The sequence below is a fragment of the Rahnella ecdela genome (assembly GCF_019049625.1).
GTDB lineage: Bacteria > Pseudomonadota > Gammaproteobacteria > Enterobacterales > Enterobacteriaceae > Rahnella > Rahnella ecdela.
Map to the genome: position 1 here is coordinate 17,952 of NZ_JAFMOY010000117.1, position 20,561 is coordinate 38,512.

19 protein-coding genes are annotated in these 20,561 nt (G+C 45.0%); 6 read left to right on the top strand and 13 right to left on the bottom strand.

The genetic code is table 11. The features are described from left to right. Nucleotides 1-106 precede the first annotated feature (106 nt). The 9 genes from J1784_RS07055 to cfa (J1784_RS07095) all read right to left on the bottom strand — a co-directional run bounded on the left by J1784_RS07055 (nucleotide 107) and on the right by cfa (J1784_RS07095) (nucleotide 8,286). The gene (locus tag J1784_RS07055) at nucleotides 107-610 is read right to left on the bottom strand and encodes a CS1 type fimbrial major subunit (RefSeq protein ID WP_238485432.1); all 504 of its coding nucleotides are present in this window, start codon (nucleotides 608-610) and stop codon (nucleotides 107-109) included. 51 nt (nucleotides 611-661) lie between these two features. Continuing rightward, a complete protein-coding gene (locus J1784_RS07060) occupies nucleotides 662-1,408 on the bottom strand; it encodes a fimbrial protein (RefSeq protein WP_217148585.1) in 747 nt (248 codons plus the stop codon). A 322-nt stretch (nucleotides 1,409-1,730) separates the two neighbouring features. Then, nucleotides 1,731-2,339: a helix-turn-helix domain-containing protein gene (locus J1784_RS07065; protein WP_217148586.1), complete on the bottom strand. Its 609-nt coding sequence runs from the start codon at nucleotides 2,337-2,339 to the stop codon at nucleotides 1,731-1,733. Between the two features lie 581 nt (nucleotides 2,340-2,920). Continuing rightward, on the bottom strand, nucleotides 2,921-3,586 hold the full coding sequence (locus tag J1784_RS07070; RefSeq protein WP_217148587.1) for a tetratricopeptide repeat protein: 666 nt from the start codon (nucleotides 3,584-3,586) through the stop codon (nucleotides 2,921-2,923). Nucleotides 3,587-4,002: 416 nt separating this feature from the next. Beyond that, nucleotides 4,003-5,145 (bottom strand): cyclopropane fatty acyl phospholipid synthase, encoded by a 1,143-nt coding sequence (gene cfa, locus J1784_RS07075; RefSeq protein ID WP_120508678.1) that lies wholly within the window; start codon nucleotides 5,143-5,145, stop codon nucleotides 4,003-4,005. Between the two features lie 34 nt (nucleotides 5,146-5,179). Next, the gene (locus tag J1784_RS07080; RefSeq protein ID WP_217148588.1) at nucleotides 5,180-5,524 is read right to left on the bottom strand and encodes a PerC family transcriptional regulator; all 345 of its coding nucleotides are present in this window, start codon (nucleotides 5,522-5,524) and stop codon (nucleotides 5,180-5,182) included. A gap of 117 nt (nucleotides 5,525-5,641) precedes the next feature. Continuing rightward, nucleotides 5,642-6,073 (bottom strand): PACE efflux transporter, encoded by a 432-nt coding sequence (locus J1784_RS07085; RefSeq protein ID WP_217148589.1) that lies wholly within the window; start codon nucleotides 6,071-6,073, stop codon nucleotides 5,642-5,644. A 562-nt stretch (nucleotides 6,074-6,635) separates the two neighbouring features. After that, on the bottom strand, nucleotides 6,636-7,061 hold the full coding sequence (locus J1784_RS07090; protein ID WP_217148590.1) for a hypothetical protein: 426 nt from the start codon (nucleotides 7,059-7,061) through the stop codon (nucleotides 6,636-6,638). An 85-nt stretch (nucleotides 7,062-7,146) separates the two neighbouring features. Further along, on the bottom strand, nucleotides 7,147-8,286 hold the full coding sequence (gene cfa / locus J1784_RS07095) for a cyclopropane fatty acyl phospholipid synthase (protein WP_238485433.1): 1,140 nt from the start codon (nucleotides 8,284-8,286) through the stop codon (nucleotides 7,147-7,149). Nucleotides 8,287-8,502: 216 nt separating this feature from the next. Between cfa (J1784_RS07095) and J1784_RS07100 the strand changes: the two genes are divergently transcribed. Continuing rightward, nucleotides 8,503-9,252: an AraC family transcriptional regulator gene (locus J1784_RS07100; protein ID WP_274387317.1), complete on the top strand. Its 750-nt coding sequence runs from the start codon at nucleotides 8,503-8,505 to the stop codon at nucleotides 9,250-9,252. A 77-nt stretch (nucleotides 9,253-9,329) separates the two neighbouring features. Here the strand turns inward: J1784_RS07100 and J1784_RS07105 are convergent, their stop codons facing one another. Both J1784_RS07105 and J1784_RS07110 read right to left on the bottom strand, forming a co-directional pair. Continuing rightward, on the bottom strand, nucleotides 9,330-10,895 hold the full coding sequence (locus J1784_RS07105; protein ID WP_217148592.1) for a glycoside hydrolase family 43 protein: 1,566 nt from the start codon (nucleotides 10,893-10,895) through the stop codon (nucleotides 9,330-9,332). 14 nt (nucleotides 10,896-10,909) lie between these two features. Beyond that, nucleotides 10,910-12,340: a glycoside-pentoside-hexuronide (GPH):cation symporter gene (locus J1784_RS07110; RefSeq protein ID WP_120508672.1), complete on the bottom strand. Its 1,431-nt coding sequence runs from the start codon at nucleotides 12,338-12,340 to the stop codon at nucleotides 10,910-10,912. A gap of 309 nt (nucleotides 12,341-12,649) precedes the next feature. Here J1784_RS07110 and J1784_RS07115 point away from each other — a divergent pair, with 309 nt between their 5' ends. Next, nucleotides 12,650-13,486 (top strand): spermidine synthase, encoded by an 837-nt coding sequence (locus J1784_RS07115; protein ID WP_217148593.1) that lies wholly within the window; start codon nucleotides 12,650-12,652, stop codon nucleotides 13,484-13,486. 1,030 nt (nucleotides 13,487-14,516) lie between these two features. Here J1784_RS07115 and J1784_RS07120 read toward each other — a convergent pair. Further along, entirely contained in the window at nucleotides 14,517-14,786 is a 270-nt protein-coding gene (locus tag J1784_RS07120) for a metal-sensing transcriptional repressor (protein ID WP_217148594.1), read from the bottom strand. A 34-nt stretch (nucleotides 14,787-14,820) separates the two neighbouring features. Next, nucleotides 14,821-16,119 carry an MFS transporter gene (locus J1784_RS07125; protein ID WP_217148595.1) on the bottom strand — a complete coding sequence of 433 codons (1,299 nt, stop codon included), beginning with the start codon at nucleotides 16,117-16,119 and terminating at the stop codon, nucleotides 14,821-14,823. A 758-nt stretch (nucleotides 16,120-16,877) separates the two neighbouring features. Between J1784_RS07125 and metK the strand changes: the two genes are divergently transcribed. The 4 genes from metK to J1784_RS07145 all read left to right on the top strand — a co-directional run bounded on the left by metK (nucleotide 16,878) and on the right by J1784_RS07145 (nucleotide 20,546). After that, nucleotides 16,878-18,023 carry a methionine adenosyltransferase gene (metK, locus tag J1784_RS07130; protein WP_217148596.1) on the top strand — a complete coding sequence of 382 codons (1,146 nt, stop codon included), beginning with the start codon at nucleotides 16,878-16,880 and terminating at the stop codon, nucleotides 18,021-18,023. Nucleotides 18,024-18,659: 636 nt separating this feature from the next. Continuing rightward, complete coding sequence (locus J1784_RS07135; protein WP_217148597.1) at nucleotides 18,660-19,202, top strand: spore coat protein U domain-containing protein; 543 nt, start codon at nucleotides 18,660-18,662, stop codon at nucleotides 19,200-19,202. Nucleotides 19,203-19,231: 29 nt separating this feature from the next. Further along, the gene (locus tag J1784_RS07140) at nucleotides 19,232-19,753 is read left to right on the top strand and encodes a Csu type fimbrial protein (RefSeq protein ID WP_217148598.1); all 522 of its coding nucleotides are present in this window, start codon (nucleotides 19,232-19,234) and stop codon (nucleotides 19,751-19,753) included. 37 nt (nucleotides 19,754-19,790) lie between these two features. Next, nucleotides 19,791-20,546, top strand: coding sequence for a fimbrial biogenesis chaperone (locus J1784_RS07145; protein ID WP_217148599.1), 756 nt, complete (start codon nucleotides 19,791-19,793; stop codon nucleotides 20,544-20,546). The last annotated feature ends 15 nt before the right edge of the window (nucleotides 20,547-20,561 follow it).

Genomic DNA, 20,561 nt, shown 5'->3' on the forward strand with positions numbered 1-20,561 from the left:
TGATAAACACGGACCTCTCCTGAAGCTATACATCCCTGTGGTCTCCCAAAAATACAGGCGGAAAGATCCCCGCCTGTATGGATAAAACGTGAAATTGAATAAATTATTACGGCGTTGGAGTGGTCGCCTGGGAGACGATAATGCTGACCAGACCGCTGTACTTGCCTTGTTCTGTCACCACTTCACGCGTGGTCTGGGAGATGACCAGTGGCATGACACGTGAACCATTCGCAATACCGGATGGGAAAGTTGACGCATATTCAAACGTGGTGGCCGTCGTGCCAAGCGGCTTTCCGTCAAGCGAGACGCTGAGCGGAATATTCTTGGTTGCATCTGGAGAAGTCAGAAGCGGATTTGATGCCAATGCCACGGTGAGGTTTTTATCTGTGGAGTTTGACCACAGCTTAATTTGTTTATTGATCGGATCCAGACCGCGCCCTGGCTTATAAAGCATCGGCAGGGTATCTGGCATCGCGGTACCGTCGCCACTGGTGATAGACACTGTCGGGTCAATATCGGCGACAACAGTAATATCGGCCTGGAAGGCATTTGCGGCAAAAGCAGTAAGCATAGCAGCAGAGCAAAGTGCCATTTTTGGCAACATTTTCATGGTATTTTTCCTTAGTAGAGTCGTGCTAATTTCCCTTTCTCCGAAAGGGGGTTATTTCACCTGCGTGGCAGGTAATTCGATTTCCTGGTTGCTATTTTTTATCCAATCAAAATATTTAATCCGATAGGTCTTGCCGGCAGTCAAAATCATTTTCGGCAGATGGACCTCCGTGCTTGGATAAATTGTGGCTTTCAGGGTTTTCCAAACACAGTTATTACCCGAGTTACATGTTGCGATCTCTTTAATAGGTACGCGTACGGTTCCCTCATTAATAATGACGTCAGAGGCAGGCTTATATTTCAAGCTTACCCAGGGGTTGACTGGGGCGACATGAATGAGCGCTCCCCAGACCACACTGACCCCCACATCGGCGGAGCTGTGCACGGGCTCGCTTGTTTGACTATGCCCATCGAAAACCTCTTCTGACACACTTTCGAAATAGACGCGCCAGGTGGCTTCTTTTGTAGGTGGAAAAAGAGAGACCAGTCTGACAATCCGCTCTCCACCGGGTGTCAGGGCCAATTTTTGAGGCGTCACAACTAGGGCACTTTGGTCGGCAACGCCGGCCGGAATTTCCTTTTCATTCTTTGTCCCGGGTTCGGTAATCTTTTTCACCGTGATCCGAATAAACTGAACTTTATCGTCCTGAGACATCACCCTAATTTGTGCAGAACCCGTTTCCCCAACAGCCGTTTCCATCGGATAAACCGTCATGCCTGCGGACGCTGAAAAAACTGAAATAGAGGCAGCGCCAACGATTAATTGAAGGAGATAACGTATTGATGGAATATTCTTCATTTTTCTTTCCATGATTGAAAAAGCTTTAATAGAATATATTACTCAATTAAATAATTAATGAATTTCATACATCCTTCAAAAAAGGAATGCTTTCCAGAAAAATTAATTAGCCCATACTGATAGGCAAAAATAATTGCATTAAAAAGACAACGCGTGGCCGCATTGATTAAAATCAATGTGTCGATTTTAAAAAACAACATTCAAACACGCAATATAAATGCGCGTACTTACCCCATCCAACATAAATCATGGGGTTTTACCTCTCTGAAGGTCTATTATAGAGAGATGCTTCCCAGCAGATCGATTGTAGGTTTGCTACCCATTACAAGTTATATAACAGTGAAAGTTTTCGAATATTCCGCACACCCATTTTTTCCATACAGTTATGATAGTAGCTGTATATTGTTTTAGGCGAAAGACCTAAAGTTTTAGCAATTTCATGCACCTTTAAACCCAATAAGTACCCCTTTAGCACAGATCTTTCGCGCACAGACAATTTCTCATCACGATATCCTGACTGTCGACGATTAAAATGCCCCTCACCATTTTCAGCCAGGATCGCGCCTTGCGTATTACGGACAGTATCATTGTCATAAATCACGCTTATTCGGCAGGAAAAGAGTCGAGAAATAAGCTCCTCTCGAATACGTTGCTTGTTTTCCAAAAAAATGACGAGATGGTTTATCTGCAAGTCACAAAGTTGAAGTAAAATGAGCAGCCAGGAGGCCAGGTCCTGAGAATTAGGTGGACAAAAAATGACAAGACCATGGCTACTTTTTCGGACCCTCACAATGCCGCGAATTTTATTCTGTTTATCAATGTCACATACGTCCAGCAACCTGCCATTTTCAAAAGCATAGGTTCCTGCCAGTAAATAAACACCATAGTTATGAAGGCTACGTCTTCCTATAAAAGTTACTTTCTCGTCCATAAAACCTAGATCTCCAAAATGTTCCTGAATGTGATGGATATATCTTCTTTGATTCCATACCTTCACTTTTATAGTTTATCTCTGTGTAAGATTTTTCCCTCTCACACCCAGAAAAGCCAAATCTGTAATGAGTGGTGCTACGAGGTAAATACCAAAAAGCTAATTCTCATATCACCATTCAATCTTATTCCCTTCACAAACAGACGATAAACCGTATTACTCATTTCGATGTTGAGATACTACAACACGAAATATGAATTGATCAACATAAACGATCGTTATTTGAAATATGATAGGCACAGGCTATCATTATCGATCTATCGATCGATAATGACAATGCGAATGATTATCATTTATTGATCTAGATCAATGAAATATTTATGTGTTTGAATTTTAAGGATTAATTAACAATCATCTAAGTTTTCATATTGAAACGTCCAGTAAATACATGTTTCAGGCAGGCAGATATTGGCTGGTTTATTGCGCATTCAGCACCCTTTTCCAGCGGCCACTCACGCAGAAGTCGACGAGTGGGGAGGTGATCACTTCGCGTGTTATTAGGTTGTAAAAATGAAAGCAATTTACTCAGGTTTCTTTTGGTGTATGGCAGTCAGTGGAGGTAGGCAGGGAATATCAGCAACAGGATGAATAAAATATTTCAACGGTAAAAGAATCAGCACTCTTTTGGTCAAAACAAGATTGTCAATTATCAGCTGGGAGCTGCTTGCTAACCGCTCGAAGTGAGACATAATCCTCCAGGCAATAATTGCTTTTTGGGTATGGCATTGTTGAATACCCCTCATCGTTTGCATATTGAGGGATTCCGTTTTGTCAGGGCTTATGACGATAAAATTATTCAGAAGCTGCTGCGCCTGATGGTTTTTTATAGGATCCGCGGAATGGGCCAATACTTCGGCGTAGCCTATTCTGGCGACAACGTTTCTTGGGTCTAATTGATAGGCAGACGCAAATGCCTCGGATGCAGTGTCAAAATCATTGAGCGCGATGCCCACCTGCCCTAAAGAAATCCAGCAATTTAATTGTGTGGGATGGGTATGTAGACGTTCTCTGAGATCGGTTCTAAGTTCGACCAAATCATCACGTGTCTGCGGTGCTCCCCCAGGGATAATGACCCGATGGAAAGCCGCTGTGGCGTGTGACGCAATCATATTGGTTTTTTTTCTGCTGATCGAACACCCTAACCACAAAATAATGATGACGAAGATAACGACATAACGATAAAACATGGTATCTCCGTGCAAAAAGGAGGGGATGTTTCAAAAAGCCATCACGTTTTATTGATTTTGATATCTCATGTGGCATTTCTCAGCCATAAATCAGTTACTGCATCCAAGAAAAAGTCCTCACCGTGATCCGAAAATTCATGTCTACATTGTTTTAATGAAGTTGTTAAAAAATTACTTTTCTGCGGGCCTGGTTAACTATTTCTGTGGCCTTTGTGTCAAAAAAGTCATCCATTTAAGGGCGGAAATCTCCGCCCCTTCTTCGATGGTTGTGTTCTGATTCACCCACTATCGAAATGGTAGGTTTCAGCAGGGAGTGACAATTTGAGTACTGGCATAAATAAAAAGCATAAGGTCCGTTATTGGTTTTACCGTGTGAATGGTTAACCTCATTATGCGGGTTTGATAGTGCATTTTTATTAACGTGGAACGGTCAAGCCTCCCATCGTCCCTCTTGAAAAGACCACCTGCCAGAGTTGAATATCACGAGCGCGAAAGGCACCGGCGCAGGAGTTTAAATAATAAACAAACATACGTTTAAATCTTTCTGAGTAGTTATCTTCAATGGTATTCCATGACGCTAAAAAACGCTCACACCATGCCATTAATGTTTTATCATAGTCCTGACCGAAATTATGAACGTCCTCCGTCACAAAATGCCGTTCACTTGCCGCGGCAATATGAGCAAGAGAAGGTAAACATCCATTAGGGAAGATATACTTGTTGATCCAGGGATCGACATTGAAATCGGTTTTGTTTGCGCCAATGGTATGCAATAAGAAGATGCCCTCAGGTTTCAAATTTCTGTTTACGACATCGAAATACGTTGCATAGTTTTTAGGCCCCACGTGCTCGAACATCCCGACAGAGACAATGCGGTCGAATTTTCTGTCAAGTTCCCTGTAATCCTGCAAAAGGATTTCAACATCCAGACTGGAGCAACGCGTTTGGGCCATTTTTTGTTGTTCTGCTGATATCGTAATTCCTGTCACTTTGGCGCCATAATGTTCAGCCGCGTATGCGGCAAGCCCACCCCAGCCGCAACCGATATCCAGTAGGCTCATTCCTGGTTTTAGTTTTAACTTTTCACAAATCAGCTTCAATTTGTTCTGCTGGGCCTGGTAAACATTTTCTGCATTCTTCCAATAACCGCAGGAGTATTGCATCCAGGGGTCGAGCATGAGACAGAAAAGATCATTACCGAGATCATAATGTTCTTTACCTACTTTCAACGCCCCTTTTTTGGACTGGAAATTGATGAATCGTGCGCCTGCAACACGAATAATGTCCTTCAAATTTTCAGGCACACGGGATTGCAAATCAGCATTGATGATTTTTGTAAAAAAGACATCTAATTGGGAGCACTCCCACCAGCCGTCCATATAGCTTTCGCCCAAACCCAGAGAGCCTTTTTTTAACACGCGCTTATAAAATTTTGGATTTTTAACATGAATATCGTAGGGTTTATCCCCGTCAATCTCGATACCCGCTTCATTAAGAAGCTCCCGGCAGATTCTCTGCCATTGATTAAAGTCCTTCGGTAAAATCATCTTCTTCTTCATGCGCGTGCCTTTTAATATATTACGTTATACAAAATCATGAATTTCTTTTGCAATTATAGATAAAATCTCGTGAGCGCTGGGTGAGGTGTTGTATTTCCTTTGCGCTGACCCCTTGATGAAGCAATTGGATTATTTTATCTTTATCTTGTGCGATGTTTTTATATCTATCAGGAAAGGTCTTTAAACCTTCTCTCTGCCTGGCGGCTTTTTTATCAATGATGGTGGAAAGGCGTTTTAAGTGGATTAAAGCCAACTCTCTCTCATACTGGCTAAATGTTTGGCCCAGAGAAATCTCCTGCCAGACTAATATTGCTCGTCGAAATAGCCCTTTCCTCTCCAGCACGCTGGCTTTTTGTTTCAGAATGGATAAGTCATTCATATAGGCAACCTCATAAATTTCACCAAAAAAAATTAATTCTAATAATGGCAGTTTTATAAGTATTACATTTCAAAAAGTTAAAAACCGGTTATAACTTCTCCGTATCAAAAAGCCTGGTTATTCACTTACCACAAAACGCCAACGTATATAATCATAAGACCAGTTAAAGAGTAGTGTGTAGGGAAGGAACACAAATATTAACCCTATTTCAACCATGAAAGCCTTTACTAAAGATAACTGGAGCAGGAACATCGCAACAGGGGTGAGGGAAAGAACAAGTACGAGTTCAAAAATCACGGCATGCAAAACCCTCACGATAAAGCTTCTTTCGAATAAGTAATGTTTTTGAATTGCATCAAAACACTTATTAAACACGTAGTTCCAAACTGTTGCAGTGACCGCAGAGGTCACAGATAGTTTGCCGGATTGTAATATAGACACCTTAAGGAGGCTTGAAAGAAAGAGAGCGATGACAACATTCCCCAGCAATTCAAAAAGAACGGCATGAAAAACCCTCTCGGCTATACTCTTATTCAATTCCACTTTCATCTTACCCGACTCCAACGTAACGCAAATATCCGGACCAGAACCATTCTTGCTCATCAATGTAATGAATGCACCATCATTTCAATTCTTCCCCGAAGATGCAGCCAGTAATGGATCCCGTTGAAATGCTTATGGAGCATGGCCGCGGATATATCATCGCTGACCTCTCTGTACACAGGATGAAAACGAAGTAAACAGTAAGGAATGTGTTTAACGGGTACATTTAGGGAATTAACTAAACGCATATCCCCCCTTTGCTGCCCCACCGTTATTTTCCGTACCCTACAGACCTCGCCCCACCCGAGCCCGCAATCTTCCGTGGTGTCACCCACGGCCATGTTGAGCAAGACATCGTCGAGGACTTTGATCTGATCTGAGAAACTATTGCCAGGCGTACAAACGACAAACAGACAGGGTTCAACTGCGAGAGCCGTCATATTTGAAAAAATAGATAACAAAGATATGCCGGCTAAAAGATACTTACTCATTAACAAGCCACATGAAAAACCATTGCCTCAACACACGTTTAAACCATTACAAAATGCTCGCTTATTCATTGTCTTCATTAGCTTGCGGATAACATCGCGGCAAAACCTGCACCTACTGCTGCAGTAAAGACAACCGCAGCAACGACCACTGTCGTGGCCACTCCCGTGCCGACGGCGGCGGCAGTTTTCCCTTTCGAGATGTCCTTGCGCTTAAGTGAGGCAAGGTCCGACAAATTAATCACAAGCCCCTTGTCGCTGATGAGGGTCTGAGGAGTAGTTTTCTTAACTGTCATTGTGCCGCTTGATCCATTGTGCAGCTCATATTGCACGACATCCCCGTTGTAAAGTGGCGGATCAATTTTGTAATAGGTATAAGGCGTGGATGTCGGGTTTGAAACCTCCGGCAACTGCTGCTTACTCAGGTGCAGAGCATTATAACTGGAGCAGCCGGACAGGGTCAGAGCGGCGATAATAATAGTTGAATATAACGTCGTGAATTTCATAATATCTCTTACTTAGTAAAAATAAACTTTGTATGTAAATACCCAGAAGCGTAAAAAGATTGCAGAACCCATCACGCACTTAACTTCAAATTTTTTTAGCATCATTTCGGCTAAAGACGACTTCCCACATATTTAACTTCCTGGCCCGCAAAAAACCGGCACAGGAGCATAAATAATAATCAAGCATTCGCTTAAACTTGGGTGAGTAATGATGTCTCAATTCAGGCCAAGCAGTGTTTACTCTTTTTTCCCAGGCCATAAATGTCTTATCATAATCCTCTCCCAAATTAATCCAGTCTTCAATGTGAAGATACAGTTGGGTAGAATGAATGATTTGCTCCCCTGAGGGTAAACATCCTCCTGGAAAGATATACTTGTTAATCCATGGGCCGATATGGTTAACCAACTGACCACTGCCGATACTTTGCAAAAGGAAAAGTCCATCTGGCCTCAGGCAATTAGCGACCCATTCAAAAAAAGTCTGGTAGCTCTTCAGACCGATATTCTGAAGCGTGCCCAGAGCAATAATGCGGTCAAATTGGTCATCAAATGGGTCGCGGAAATCTCCCAACATGATGGTTACATTAAGTCCTTCACATCGTGCTTGAGCTATTTTCTGCTGCTCTGTTGAATCAGTTATCCCTTCCACATAGACGTCATAATGGCGCGCCATGTACTCAGCCGTCCCTCCCCAGCCGCACCCAATATCTAATACACGCATACCCGGCGTTAACTGAAGCTTTTCGCACATCATATCTAATTTGGCCGTTTGAGCTTCGTTTAAGCAAGAGGCCTGACGCCAGCAACCACACGAATACTGCATATAAGAATCGAGCATGACGGCAAAAATATCACCCCCGATTTCATAGTCGTTGTGGCCCCGTTTAAAATTGCTCTCATCAGATCTGATACTTAACAGTTTGGCACTAAAGAACTTCAAAATATCGTGTAAATGCGTGGGCAAAGCTTCGTCTAATTGTCCGGAAAGGAACTTATAGACAAATATATCCAGGCGTTCACATTCCCACCAGCCATCCATATAGCTTTCACCCAACCCCAAAAGACCTTGCTGCATAATGCACTTGAAGAAGCCTGGGTGGCATATTTTGATATCCCAAGGTCGACTACCCTCTATCTGGATATCTGCCTGCTCAAGAAAGGCTTTACCCATGAGATACTGTGAGTCATGCTGACTCTCTTGCGCAATTGAATAAATACCTTTCAAAATTTTTCCGATTATTCAAGAATTTGTTTCTATAAAGGCTGATGCTTTTCTTCGACCATGACATTTCATGCGAATTATTATTATCTATAATCACGGCATATGTATTATTATAAGAGGCCAATCTATATCGATAAGCAGTCTATGAAAGATGTTCTTGGGAAATGAGCAATGAAAACCTTCACAAACCGAAATTGGCTTTCACCAGAGCACTATTCAATGTCTAAGGGACCCCGCCCTGTTCATTTTCGCTCTTATTTAATTGAGTCAAACACCTGTGTGTCACCTCATTTGCATGAATTTGCACAGTTTCATTTTGCGCGGAAGGGGAATATGCGTCTGGAAACTGCTGATAATTGTTGGATTGTTCCCTCACATTACGGTATCTGGATCCCCGCTTATATGGAACATGCCGTATGGGCGATGGATGATGTTTTCCTGGAAAGTTTGGATATTGAAACGGAACTTTTAGACGAGACTATCTCCATGTGCCAGGCGGTCACGATCAGTGATGTGGCAAAAGAGCTGATACACCATGCCTCAGAAACTATTCCTGAGTTGTACGACGAGCATGGCAAAGACGGGAAACTGGTCAGTGTACTACTGGATATCATTTTCAATTTACCACAAGTGGACTTTGTGCTTCCCTGGCCGAAAAATCCTGCCCTGAATGAGATGTGTCGTACCATCCTGGAATCACCCGGCGCAGAACATTACATCGAAATTTGGTCCGCCAAAGTGGGAATGTCCACCCGTAACTTTTCCCGAAAATTTAAAACTGAAACAGGATTATCTTTCAGTCTCTGGAAGCAAAAGATGCGCATTTTTGAGTCAGTGATTATGCTCAAGCAGAATAAAAGTGTTACCACTATTGCCCTTGAAATGGGCTATTCAAGCACAGCCGCCTTTAGCTATTCCTTTAAAACCATATTAGGTGTGCCTCCTACCGAGTACGCAGGGCAGAGTTAAACGTGGTCTGAAAATGACCGGCAGAAACACCAGGGTGGTCAACGCACCCTGGTGACCTACTCGGCAGTCTCTGATATTTAGGACGACATCCCGCTGATATGAAAATACGAAAATGCGCCATAGCCTGGGGCTGAATTCTCCGTCGCTGAGGCTGCAAAAATGCCAATTTTCGCGCCGACCCACTTTCCTGCCGAGGCTGAAAATGGGGGACTGATACCCTTCCACACATCCCTGTCATCTTGCCGGAATGCAAAGTGACAAACTCCGCGTGGAAAAATTTCTGCCTTGAGAAATACCGGCTTATCTTCTTTCAACGTTTCCAATAGGATCCTTTTCTGGCTCAGCACACCCTTATCGCTCATCCATCCGAAATCGAATACCAGCACCCTGGCCTCCTCCTGCTGACATACAGAAACTGCACCATACCTTTCGCCATAGACAATCAAACCACTTTGTTCGCCAGTATGGTGGAAATGCGGTTCAAGACGCGTTATCGCGGTAAAAGCCGGCGCAGAGAACTTTTGCAATAAAAGTTGCGGTGTATCATACAAACCTCGCGGCCCCAGAAGACAGCACGTGAGTTGCAATCCCATGGGGGATGAAACCCTCCAGTTATCTTGCGGATTCGCCTGCCATTGCCACTGCAGGCCATACTCACCCTTTAAGAAGTCATCCGAGGTCTGGGGAATGCAGGGGGTTACGGGTAAATGGATAGCGGGTTTTTGATGAATCATTACCGGCTGCCCGAGCCCTTCACGATTGATATTTTCCCCGATTTCGGGCCATCCATCTTCCCGCCAGCGCATGGGTTGCAGATGCACAATACGCCCCGCATGCGCAGCTTCCTGAAAATGCATAAACCAGCATTCCCCGTTTTTGAGCTCTACCCATCCACCCTGATGCGGACCGTTCACTTTTGAGTTGCCCTGATGCAGCACATCACGTGCCTCATAGGGACCGGTGATGTGACGCGACCGTAATACCGTCTGCCAGCCGCTTTCTACGCCCCCAGCAGGCGCAAAAATGTAATACCACTCATGGCGCCGGTACACTTTGGGGCCTTCAAGTGTCGGGTGCGAGATGGTGCCATCAAAGAGGATCCTGCCTTCATCCAGAAGAGATGTCGCATCGGGAGCCATTTCGCAAAGCTGCAACTGATGTTTGATACCGGAACGGCTATAGGCGAACGCATGGACCAGCCAGGCGCGGCCATTGTCATCCCAAAACGGACAGGGATCGATCCAACCTTTCACGGCTTTAATACAATGCGGCTCGCTCCACTCTTTCGTCGGATCCTGTGCAAAAGACATAAAAATGCCTTCGTCCGGCATGCTGTAAAATACCCAGAACAGACCGTTATGATAACGAATGCTGGGTGCCCAAATCCCTTTACCCGGCTGAACCTGGTCGTAGTGCACATTATTGATTCGTGGCACGACGTGATTCACAAGGGTCCAATTGACCAGGTCTTTAGAATGCAGGACCGGTAGCCCCGGAATATGGTTAAAACTGGAGGCCACCATGTACACATCGTTCTCCACACAAACAATATCCGGGTCTGAATAGTCTGCATACAGAACAGGGTTCTGGTATAACCCCTCGCCGCAGTCCGGTACCCATCCGGATGTGCTGATTAGTTCCATACAGTTTTCCTCCTTCATTTAACGGCCATCACTGGTGCAAGACCTCCGGCGTTGTTTTCTTGCTCACGGCTGATTTCTGCACTTCGAGAAGCCAAATCGGTTTGAATTTTCTTCATGGTCGTATCATCAAGTTTGTAGAAACGTGCAAGGAAATAGAGGATCAGATACGAAATGGAAGGGCCGACCGTCAGCAGGCCAATGATGCCTGTCGTCGCCAGCGCGGTTTGTGTTTCCGCCCCGGCATGATAGCCAAACCAGCCGAGTGAGAACCCGACAAAAGCGCCAGCAAAGGCCATGCCCAGTTTTAATGCGAACAAGTTGCCTGAAAATGAGAGGCCCGTGATACGTCTTCCCGTTTTCCATTCACCATAGTCTGCCGCATTAGCCATCATGTTCCATTTAAAGGGCTGATACATTTGGTGTAAAAAACCAATGATGAAGTACAGGGGGAAAATCACGGGAAGAAATTTTGGTGGTACAAAGAACATCACACCTCCTGCCACGACCAGCAACAGGTTAATACTTTTAAACATCCCCAACGTGCTGAAACGTTTGGCAAAATAGCCTGCCGCCATCGCCCCAAAAATCGTCCCGACGACGCTGGTGGTGATAAAGGTACTTTTCATCGCTGTGCCACTCACCACGCTTTGCCCCTTATCCAGCATCAGGTACGTTGCGTAATACAGCGTTGCAGAACTGCGCATTACACCCGCCATGCTGGAGAAAAAGGTAATAATCGCAACGATGCGCCACTGGTCATTCCCCAGCAGATTTTTCAGGTCACTGAGTACCGACGCCTCGCGGGTATCTTCGGCAGTAATTCGCTCTTTGGTGAAACAAAAACAAAACACCAGCATGCATATGGCGATGGCCCCCATCACCGCCATTGTGGCCTGATAACCGGCCTGGAGGTTTTCTTTACCAAAATAGTCCACCAGCCACAGTGTCCCGACAGAGACCAGTAATCCTGCCAGTGATGAAATGGTAAAACGATACGATTGTGCCGACAGTCGGTCTTTATCATCACTCGTGATGACGCCGCCCAGGGCGCAGTAAGGAATATTGATAAAGGTGTAACACAGCATGAGCAGCGAATAGGTAATATAGGCGTAAAGCAGCTTGCCGGAGTGCCCGAAGTCAGGCGTGGTAAAGGTCATGACCGCCAATACTGCATAAGGGATGGCAAACCAAATCAGCCAGGGGCGAAAATGTCCCCATCGTGTTTTCACGCGATCGGCAACGATCCCGGTTAGCGGATCGCTGACCGCATCAAGAATGCGCGTCACCAGAAACATGACCCCGACAGCGGCGGCAGAAATTCCGTAAATGTCGGTATAAAAGTAAGTAAGAAACATCGTGACGGAAGAATAAACGATGCCGCATGCGGCATCCCCCATACCAAAACCCAGTTTTTCGATAAAAGTCAATTTCTTAACGTCAGCCATACTCTGACTCCATACCATTAGGTAGAACAGCTTTTCGGAATTGGTATATTAACTTTTGGCGAGTGCGTAAAATTTAACCATATTTGATTTGTGGTTTATGAAATTTTACAACTGGGAGGCCAGTCACAATGAGGGGAAGTGAAGGAATGACGACGTGTTGGGGTCAGGTCTACTGCATGTCTTAAGATATCCGACGCCTGGAGGGACTCTTTCCGTCACGCCTTTGCAGCCATCGATCTAACCTGCGAAAAACCCGGCGTATTCGGGCATAATTTCATTATCTTGTAATTTAAAATGATAGGGACAGATATGTCGAAAATGGATGATTTTATAAACAAATTCAATATTCAACCCCAGGGGAAAATCGTTTTCCAGGTAACCGATGAGTATGGGGACATCATCGTCGCAGACACAGACGATTATCGGATCCTGCGGTTTGAAGGCATTAATGAACAGAGCAAAATGTCCAAACAAGACGTTAACGTGCCTGTCCATAATTACAGTAAGGCCATGCTGATGGCGACGGCTTTTACGCCTGCGCAGACCGTCCTTCTCCTCGGGCTTGGCGGCGGTGCTTTACTGCGAGCACTTTATTTTCTTAATGAGCAACTCGCCTTCGACGCGGTGGAGTTGAGACCGCGAGTGTTATCCGTGGCACGTGACTGGTTTACGTTGCCCGAGTCGGGAAAAATCGCTTATCACCTTGAAGATGCAGAACATTATTTACGCCGACAACATCTGCCTCGCTACGACCTTATTTTCTCAGATTTGTATTCAGCCTTTTCGATGGAACCTCGTCAGGGCACTGAAACTTTTCTGAGATTGTGTCTGAATAAGCTCAGTGATCAGGGCTGGCTGGTCCTGAATTATTACGAAATCCCCAAGGTTGGAAGTGTAATGTATTGCGCATTGCGCGAAGTATTTGATGAGGTACTTTATTGCCGCGTGCCGAGTGGAAATGTCGTCATATATGCAGCCCAACAACCTCACCCGCAAACGGTAAGCGAAAGAAGAGTTGAGGCAAAATCGCTGTTATCCCGTCTTGGCTGTGTTAGCGAGTCGGATGACCTTTCCCTAAACATCACCCCTCTCTTCGAATCGTTGCCTCGTGATGGTTCTTCATTCGACTCAGTCCGATTAAATTGAGGGGCGCAGGTTTCGGTTTGACAACATGTCCTTAAGGTTCAGGATTGAGGGACGTTTTTAGAAGATGATATAACCCGTTAAGCTGCTGAAAATCCACACTGACCGAAGCACAACCTGACAAACGATGTGCTGCCGCCATCTTGTCACCATGAAACTTTTCAGCCCCTTCTTGTTTCAACTATTTCGTGCCCAAATCATGGAAATGGGGGAAATTAGAAATAAGGGAAAGTGGCGGACGCATTAGGCAATAATGAAGAAACAGGACCTTCAATCATCCGGTTTTATGCATTTCGATGATCAGCCATCGTTTTCACCTATCACTTCGCTACGTGACAAGCCCTGAGCATATAAAGGTCAAACAGAAGGGAAACGCAGAGGTAAATGATGCGGGAAATGACTAAAGCGAAAAATGGCACAGGAAGTGTCAGATAGCACATGCTAACTGCTGAAGCAAAGACTTCCCTTTTACGGTTCTCAACCCGCATCTTACGCAAAAATACCGATTTCTGTCCGCGCGCGAGGTGTGACTATTTTACTGCTCGTAGCTGAGTGCAGAAAGGACAGTTGCACCCGGGTACGGGTGTGGCTGCACATGTCCCCAAAGGACTTAACTGAGAGTCCGCATGTTTTACACTATAGAACTCGCTGGTGATACGGTCTTCAACATTTCTGACTTGAGCAGAAGACAATGTTGAATCCTGAGTAATACGGGACTGGAAGGCATGGGCATTAAGCGAACCTAAAGCCACTGATGCAGCAATGATGTGAGACACTTTCATAAGACCGCCTCCTTTTAACCGAACACTTCAACAAAGGGTTTAAGCTCAAGATACTGAACTAAAAGCGAACAAAATGTAAGGGGCCACCCTGCCATATTGAAGGGTTAAGCTCGCGCTTATCGTGCCCGGTTCCCAAAATGCCTTTGCTGCCTACCCTAAGAAGTGAAATTGTCCATTCCGTCGCGCACCACCACCAGATACCCGTCACCGCCGGCATTCCCCGAAGCGAAGTCAGGTGCATCTCACTGGTGTTAAAGATATTTCGTGATCGTTTTAAATTCACTCAGCGCGCCATCCTGTTCGAGATGATCGGTATGGAGCACTGTTTCAAGACAGTGGTCCAGATGATCATGTATTAATGTACGTTTCGCATTCGTTATCGCTTTTTCTACGGCATGCAACTGTTGGGCAATGTCCAAACAGGGTTTTTCATCCTCGAGCATTTGAATGGTGCTTTTCAGATGGCCTGCGGCACGCTTAAGTCGTTTAATGATATCGGGGTGGGACGTATGTAAAGTCATACGGGATCCTGTCTGGTCTGAGAGATTAAGGTTTTTATTTCAATGACTTTGGCCATGACGTATGTTCATCATCAATGACAAAGTTATGTTCATGAAACTTTTGCTGGTTGGTTTCGGGATCAATATGGCAGTGTAATTGCGAGGCAATTTCATGCTCTGGTCGCCAAATGATAACCGCAACAAGTAGTGAAGTAACGGCGACCAGGGATAATGCAATAAATGAAGCCTGGATACTAAATTCGGCCCCAATCCATCCGGCCAGTGGATACGTCAGCAGCCAGCACGAGTGTGATAATGCGAACTGGGCTGCAAATAACGCCGGCCGGTCTTCCGAAGTGGAAGAGCGCCGTAGAAGACGTCCGCTGGGTGTCTGAGATAAGGAATAGCCCACGCCCAGCAAAAACCAAAGAGCAAGAAGCATCGTGTAGCTAGTGAGTAAGACACCTAATCCAAGTCCCGCCACCAAGATGACTGTCCCCACCAGCATAGGTGTGCGGTCACTCATATTATCGAGTAAGCGTGGTAACAGTAATGCCGCGATAATTGAACCCAGGCCAAAAACGGCCAGCGCGATCGCCGTTGAACGCTGTGTAAGGCCGAAATCTGCTTGAATCAGTACGACGGTGTTAACAATGACCATGGCGCTCGCCGCTGCAACCGCCATATTCAGCGCCAATAATCCCCGTAAACGTGGCGTTTTAAGGAAAATGCGCATGCCCCGGGTCGTTCTCTCGTAAATACATCGTTTCACAGCTGACACCTGCATTCTGGGCAACGTGACTGAGACAACAAGGGCGGCAGATGCGAGGAAGCCAATGGCGGTTCCCGCAAACAGATTATGAAAGCTCATGAGGGTCAACAGTGCGGCGGCAAGCATAGGACTGATGACACTTTCCAGATCATAGGCGAGACGGGATAGTGAGAGCGCCTGCGTGTACTCACGTTCATTTGGCAAAATGTCTGGAATGGTGGCCTGAAAGGTCGGTGTAAATGCTGCCGATGCCGACTGAAGAATAAAAATCAGAATATAGATTTCCCAGATCTGAGTGACAAAAGGCAGTGAAATTGCGACCGCGGCTCGAATCAAGTCTAACGTGACCAGCAAGGTGCGGCGGGGAAATTTGTCCACAAAAGCGGCGGAGATGGGCGCAACCAAAATATAAGCACTCATTTTGATTGCCAGGGCAGTTCCCAATACGGCGCCCGCTCTTTCTCCTGCCAGATTGTAAGCTAATAACCCCAATGCGACAGTAGCTAACCCCGTGCCGATAAGCGCGATAACCTGTGCCAGAAACAGGTGACGATACACACGATGATAAAGAATACTTAGCATGCGTTTTCCTCAATTATGAGCAGACAACATCCCCCCTGGGGGGATATGAAAAGCATAATGAAGGGGAAAGACTCTGGCAAGCGATATCCTAAGGGGGAGGATAGGAAGCTGATTTCATATGTCCGGATAATGCGCATCACGAAGGATATTCTTAACATTTAGCGAGACCGCTGTTCAGTGAGGAGGCCAGGTAACAGGGGTTGGTTAGATACCCCCCAACGTTCAATAATCATACTGATATGACCGACTCATTAGCTGCATTTTCATGCTCTCAAAGCTTACGTCGCTTAATATGTCTCTTAATAGATACACTTTGGCAGCTTCTCACCATACTTCATGAACGTTATTTGTAATACTCAACACAAATACGCGCCCATTTATAAAATGGACTTATTAAAATGAGATGCGCAACCTATTAATTAGAACGAATATCGGAGAGCGCAATCAGTAAATATTTTATACTTGTCCTGATGAGAGTTTCTAATTATTAACTTATTTATAACAGGTAACTCAAAGCAACCCAAAACTGATATTGCTAACATGATACCTGTAGATAAAAAGACACTAAAACATCATTTTTCTTGATATCCGAAAAGACAGCGGGCATCAGACATGAATTAAAAGCTATTGATAATGCTAAGTTTTCTCTCAAAATATGGCGAGCACTCTCGTCAGAAGAATATATTCTGGCTACAGAGCGTGTTGGGTCGTCTCGTTTTTATATCTAGGAAGATGAATTAATTATTTGAGGATTTTATATGACACAACAACTTTTCACCTCGGAGTCAGTTTCAGAGGGACATCCCGATAAAATAGCAGATCAGGTATCTGATGCTATTCTCGATGCGATTATTGCGCAAGATCCCAAAGCGCATGTCGCCTGCGAGACGATGATAAAAACAGGTATGGTGTTAGTAGGAGGGGAAATTACTACCGACACCTGGGTTGATATTGAAAGTATTGTACGTCGGACCATCAATAATATTGGTTATAACCATTCCGATACGGGTTTTGATGCAAATACTTGTGCCGTCTTAAACGCCATTGGGAAACAGTCACCGGATATCAACCAAGGCATAAATCATGACAATGCCGGGAATCAAGGCGCCGGCGATCAAGGCCTGATGTTTGGTTATGCCTCTAATGAGACGGATGTGCTCATGCCTGCTCCTATTACCTACGCCCATCGACTAATGGCCCGCCAGGCGCAGGTTCGTAAAAGTGGTGTTTTACCTTGGTTAAGGCCGGATGCAAAAAGCCAGGTCACCTTTGTTTATGAACACGGAAAGGTCGTAGGTATTGATACCGTGGTTATCTCCACCCAACACAATGAAAGTATTTCTCAGCCCGACCTGCACGAAGGCGTAATGGAAGAAATCATCAAACCTGTGTTGCCAGAGGAATGGCTTACCTGCAGTACCAAGTACTTTATAAATCCCACAGGGCGATTTGTCATAGGGGGACCGATGGGAGATTGCGGTCTGACCGGGCGTAAAATCATTGTGGATACCTATGGTGGCATGGCCCGCCATGGCGGTGGAGCATTCTCCGGAAAAGATCCTTCAAAAGTGGACAGGTCAGCGGCTTACATGGCGCGCTATGTGGCGAAAAATATTGTTGCCGCGGGCCTTGCCGAGCGCTGTGAAATTCAGATTTCTTATGCGATAGGCGTTGCTGAACCCACCTCCATTATGGTGGAAACCTTTGGCACAGGAAAATTGGACGATGAGAAGCTCATCATGCTGATTCGTGAATTCTTCGATTTACGCCCCTATGGATTGATCCGCGCCTTGAATCTGTTACGCCCTATTTATCAACAAACAGCGGCATACGGACATTTTGGACGGGACATCTTCAGCTGGGAGCAGACAGACAAAGCCGAGTTATTACGTTGTTTCTTATAAACAATATTCTCTTTAGCTCAACTATTGGCTTTGCTAACGAGCGCCTTGAACCTGTCGTTCAAACTCAGTTTCCTGCCAAATAAAAACGTCTGACTTACCTGGGTGACTTTACTGGATACCAATCGTCTGAGAAGAAATTTTTCCCGGAATTTGTCCTCACCCTTTGCAAAAGATAGACCGGCAATGACTTCGCAGGGACACCAGGTTGAAATAACTGTGAGGCATTTAAATACACCAGCGATATTACTTCAGAATGTAAACAAACGTACATGGATAATTCCGCTTTGATTTTAATCAAAATTTGCTCTTTTTTCACACAGATTCAATCGATCGATTAACCCCTATTGATAGATTTAATCTATTGAACACAATTTATTGATCGTTATTATTGATCAATGGTCTGTGTGTAATGTATGGTCCTTAACAAGTTTGAGTGCCCATGTACGGTTGTCATCTTCATTGAGTAAAAAAATGGCATGCCAAATACTTATTGCGATTTAAGTATTGTTTTTGTGAAGCCATCCTCTTTTAAGCAGGGGGGGAAGTATTAAAAAGACATCGTTATCAGCGACCGCAATTTTATTAATAACAAATTCGTTGATTAAGCCAAAATGTTTAACAAGGAGAGTAACACTTATGTCTATACGCCAGTTAACCGGTGCAGGTTTTATCCTCACTTCATTAATTTCATTTCAAACCCATGCAGAAAGTAGCCTTACAGGAAATATCACGGTGAAGGCCACTGTGGTGGCAAGTTGTCAGGTATCAACAACCGGTTCAACAGACCCGCTAAAGAGTGATTTTGGCGTCATTACTTTTGATCCCTCTGAATGGATGTCCCATAGAAATATCGATGCTGAGGATATGGGATTGACGGTGACCTGTACTTCAGGCAATACACCGTCCGTAAAAATGATCAAAAACGCCAACTATGATGAAACCTCTAATAGTTGGAATATGTCTGACGAAATAAAGATCAATAAACTCTCTTATCAATTATTTAGTGACTCTAGTCACAAAACACTTATATATCCCGGGGAAAATATCAATACAGGAAATGCCAATCCCTTTGATCTGACCATCTCGGCGAGAATGACGGCAATTGCTGATGGTAATACGATCGCGGCAGGAAATTACAGTGACACCGTTCAAATGACCGTGGACTGGAGTGGAAGCTGATTGTCAGGAAAGGAAGAAGGGTCTACCTCATGGCAGCTCATGGCTTTTGCAGATATATCACACCACGTTACACGCCGATAATACTCCTATTTTGTTGGTGTTTTACGGCGCAAAGCGTTGCGGGTCAAGCGCAAGTTTCTTTTAAGGTTTCGGAAACTATCATCAACGGTTGCCAAATTTCCGAGGTTCAACCGGTCGACTTTTCAGACCTTAATATCGCAGATCTGCTGCACAAGACGCTCGCGGCAACGGGAAAAATTGAGCTGAGTTGTACCCCAGGAACTGACATGCAAATTGCCTTAGATAACGGCAAATACGCAAAGGAGAATCAACGCAGGATGCGGTCAACAGACGGGGAATATTACCTGCCTTATATGGTATACCGCGATCCTGCGCATTCCCAACTATGGCAGCAAGATAAGAAGTATCCGTTACCCCCCGCAGAGGATAAAGCCATTGCTATCTGGTTGTATCTCTCATTGCCACCTCAAGTATCTGTACCCCATGCAGGAAATTATCAAGACACATTGGGCATTACGGTGACGTATTAGCCATCACGTGATTATATTATTTTATCCGAGGATTGAAATGAAGCGTTGCCTTTATTTATTAATGCTGCCCCTATTTTTTATAATCCCTGCTGCCTTAGGCGCTGTCAATCTGGCCTTATGGCCCGTCAACCAACATATTAATACGGGAGAATCTTCAAGTTTATTATGGTTGAAAAATACAGGCGGGAATAATTCTAACTTGTCTATCCGGGTGCTTTCCTGGAAACAAAATCAGGGGAATAACTACTTCGAGGATCAAGAGGAGATAAACATCGTTCCGCCGGTGCTAGGTATTATGCCAGGTGACAAAGCATTTGTTCGGTTTTTTGTTTCTCCTGCCCTGCATCCTACCGATGAGCGAGCCTATCGAATTATTGTGGATGAGGTCCCACAACTCAGTTCCACTAACAGCGATAAAGTCGTATTAAGAATGCGCTACGTCTTACCTCTGTTTATTGCAGGTAGCTTAACGCCACCGGCTTTTCAACAAAAAGGGGATGCTCTCCCGGAAAGATACCCTCAAGTCAGGTGGGAAATGACGCGATATAAAGGCGCGCAGGTCATTGCCCTACATAACATTGGGCCTGTCCATGCGCGATTGTCAGATATTACACTGCAAAACGCTCGGGATGAGAAGCCTCTTGCCTTGCATCAAGGGTTGTTTGGTTATGTCCTTCCAGGCGCCACGCTCTATCTGCCCATACCTCCCACGGTCAAATCCGAGGCTTATCAAACCCTGTCGGCACGCTTTTTTGATGGTGACAGTAAAACTGTTGCTATCCCCCATGAATAAGACTGTGGGGGACGG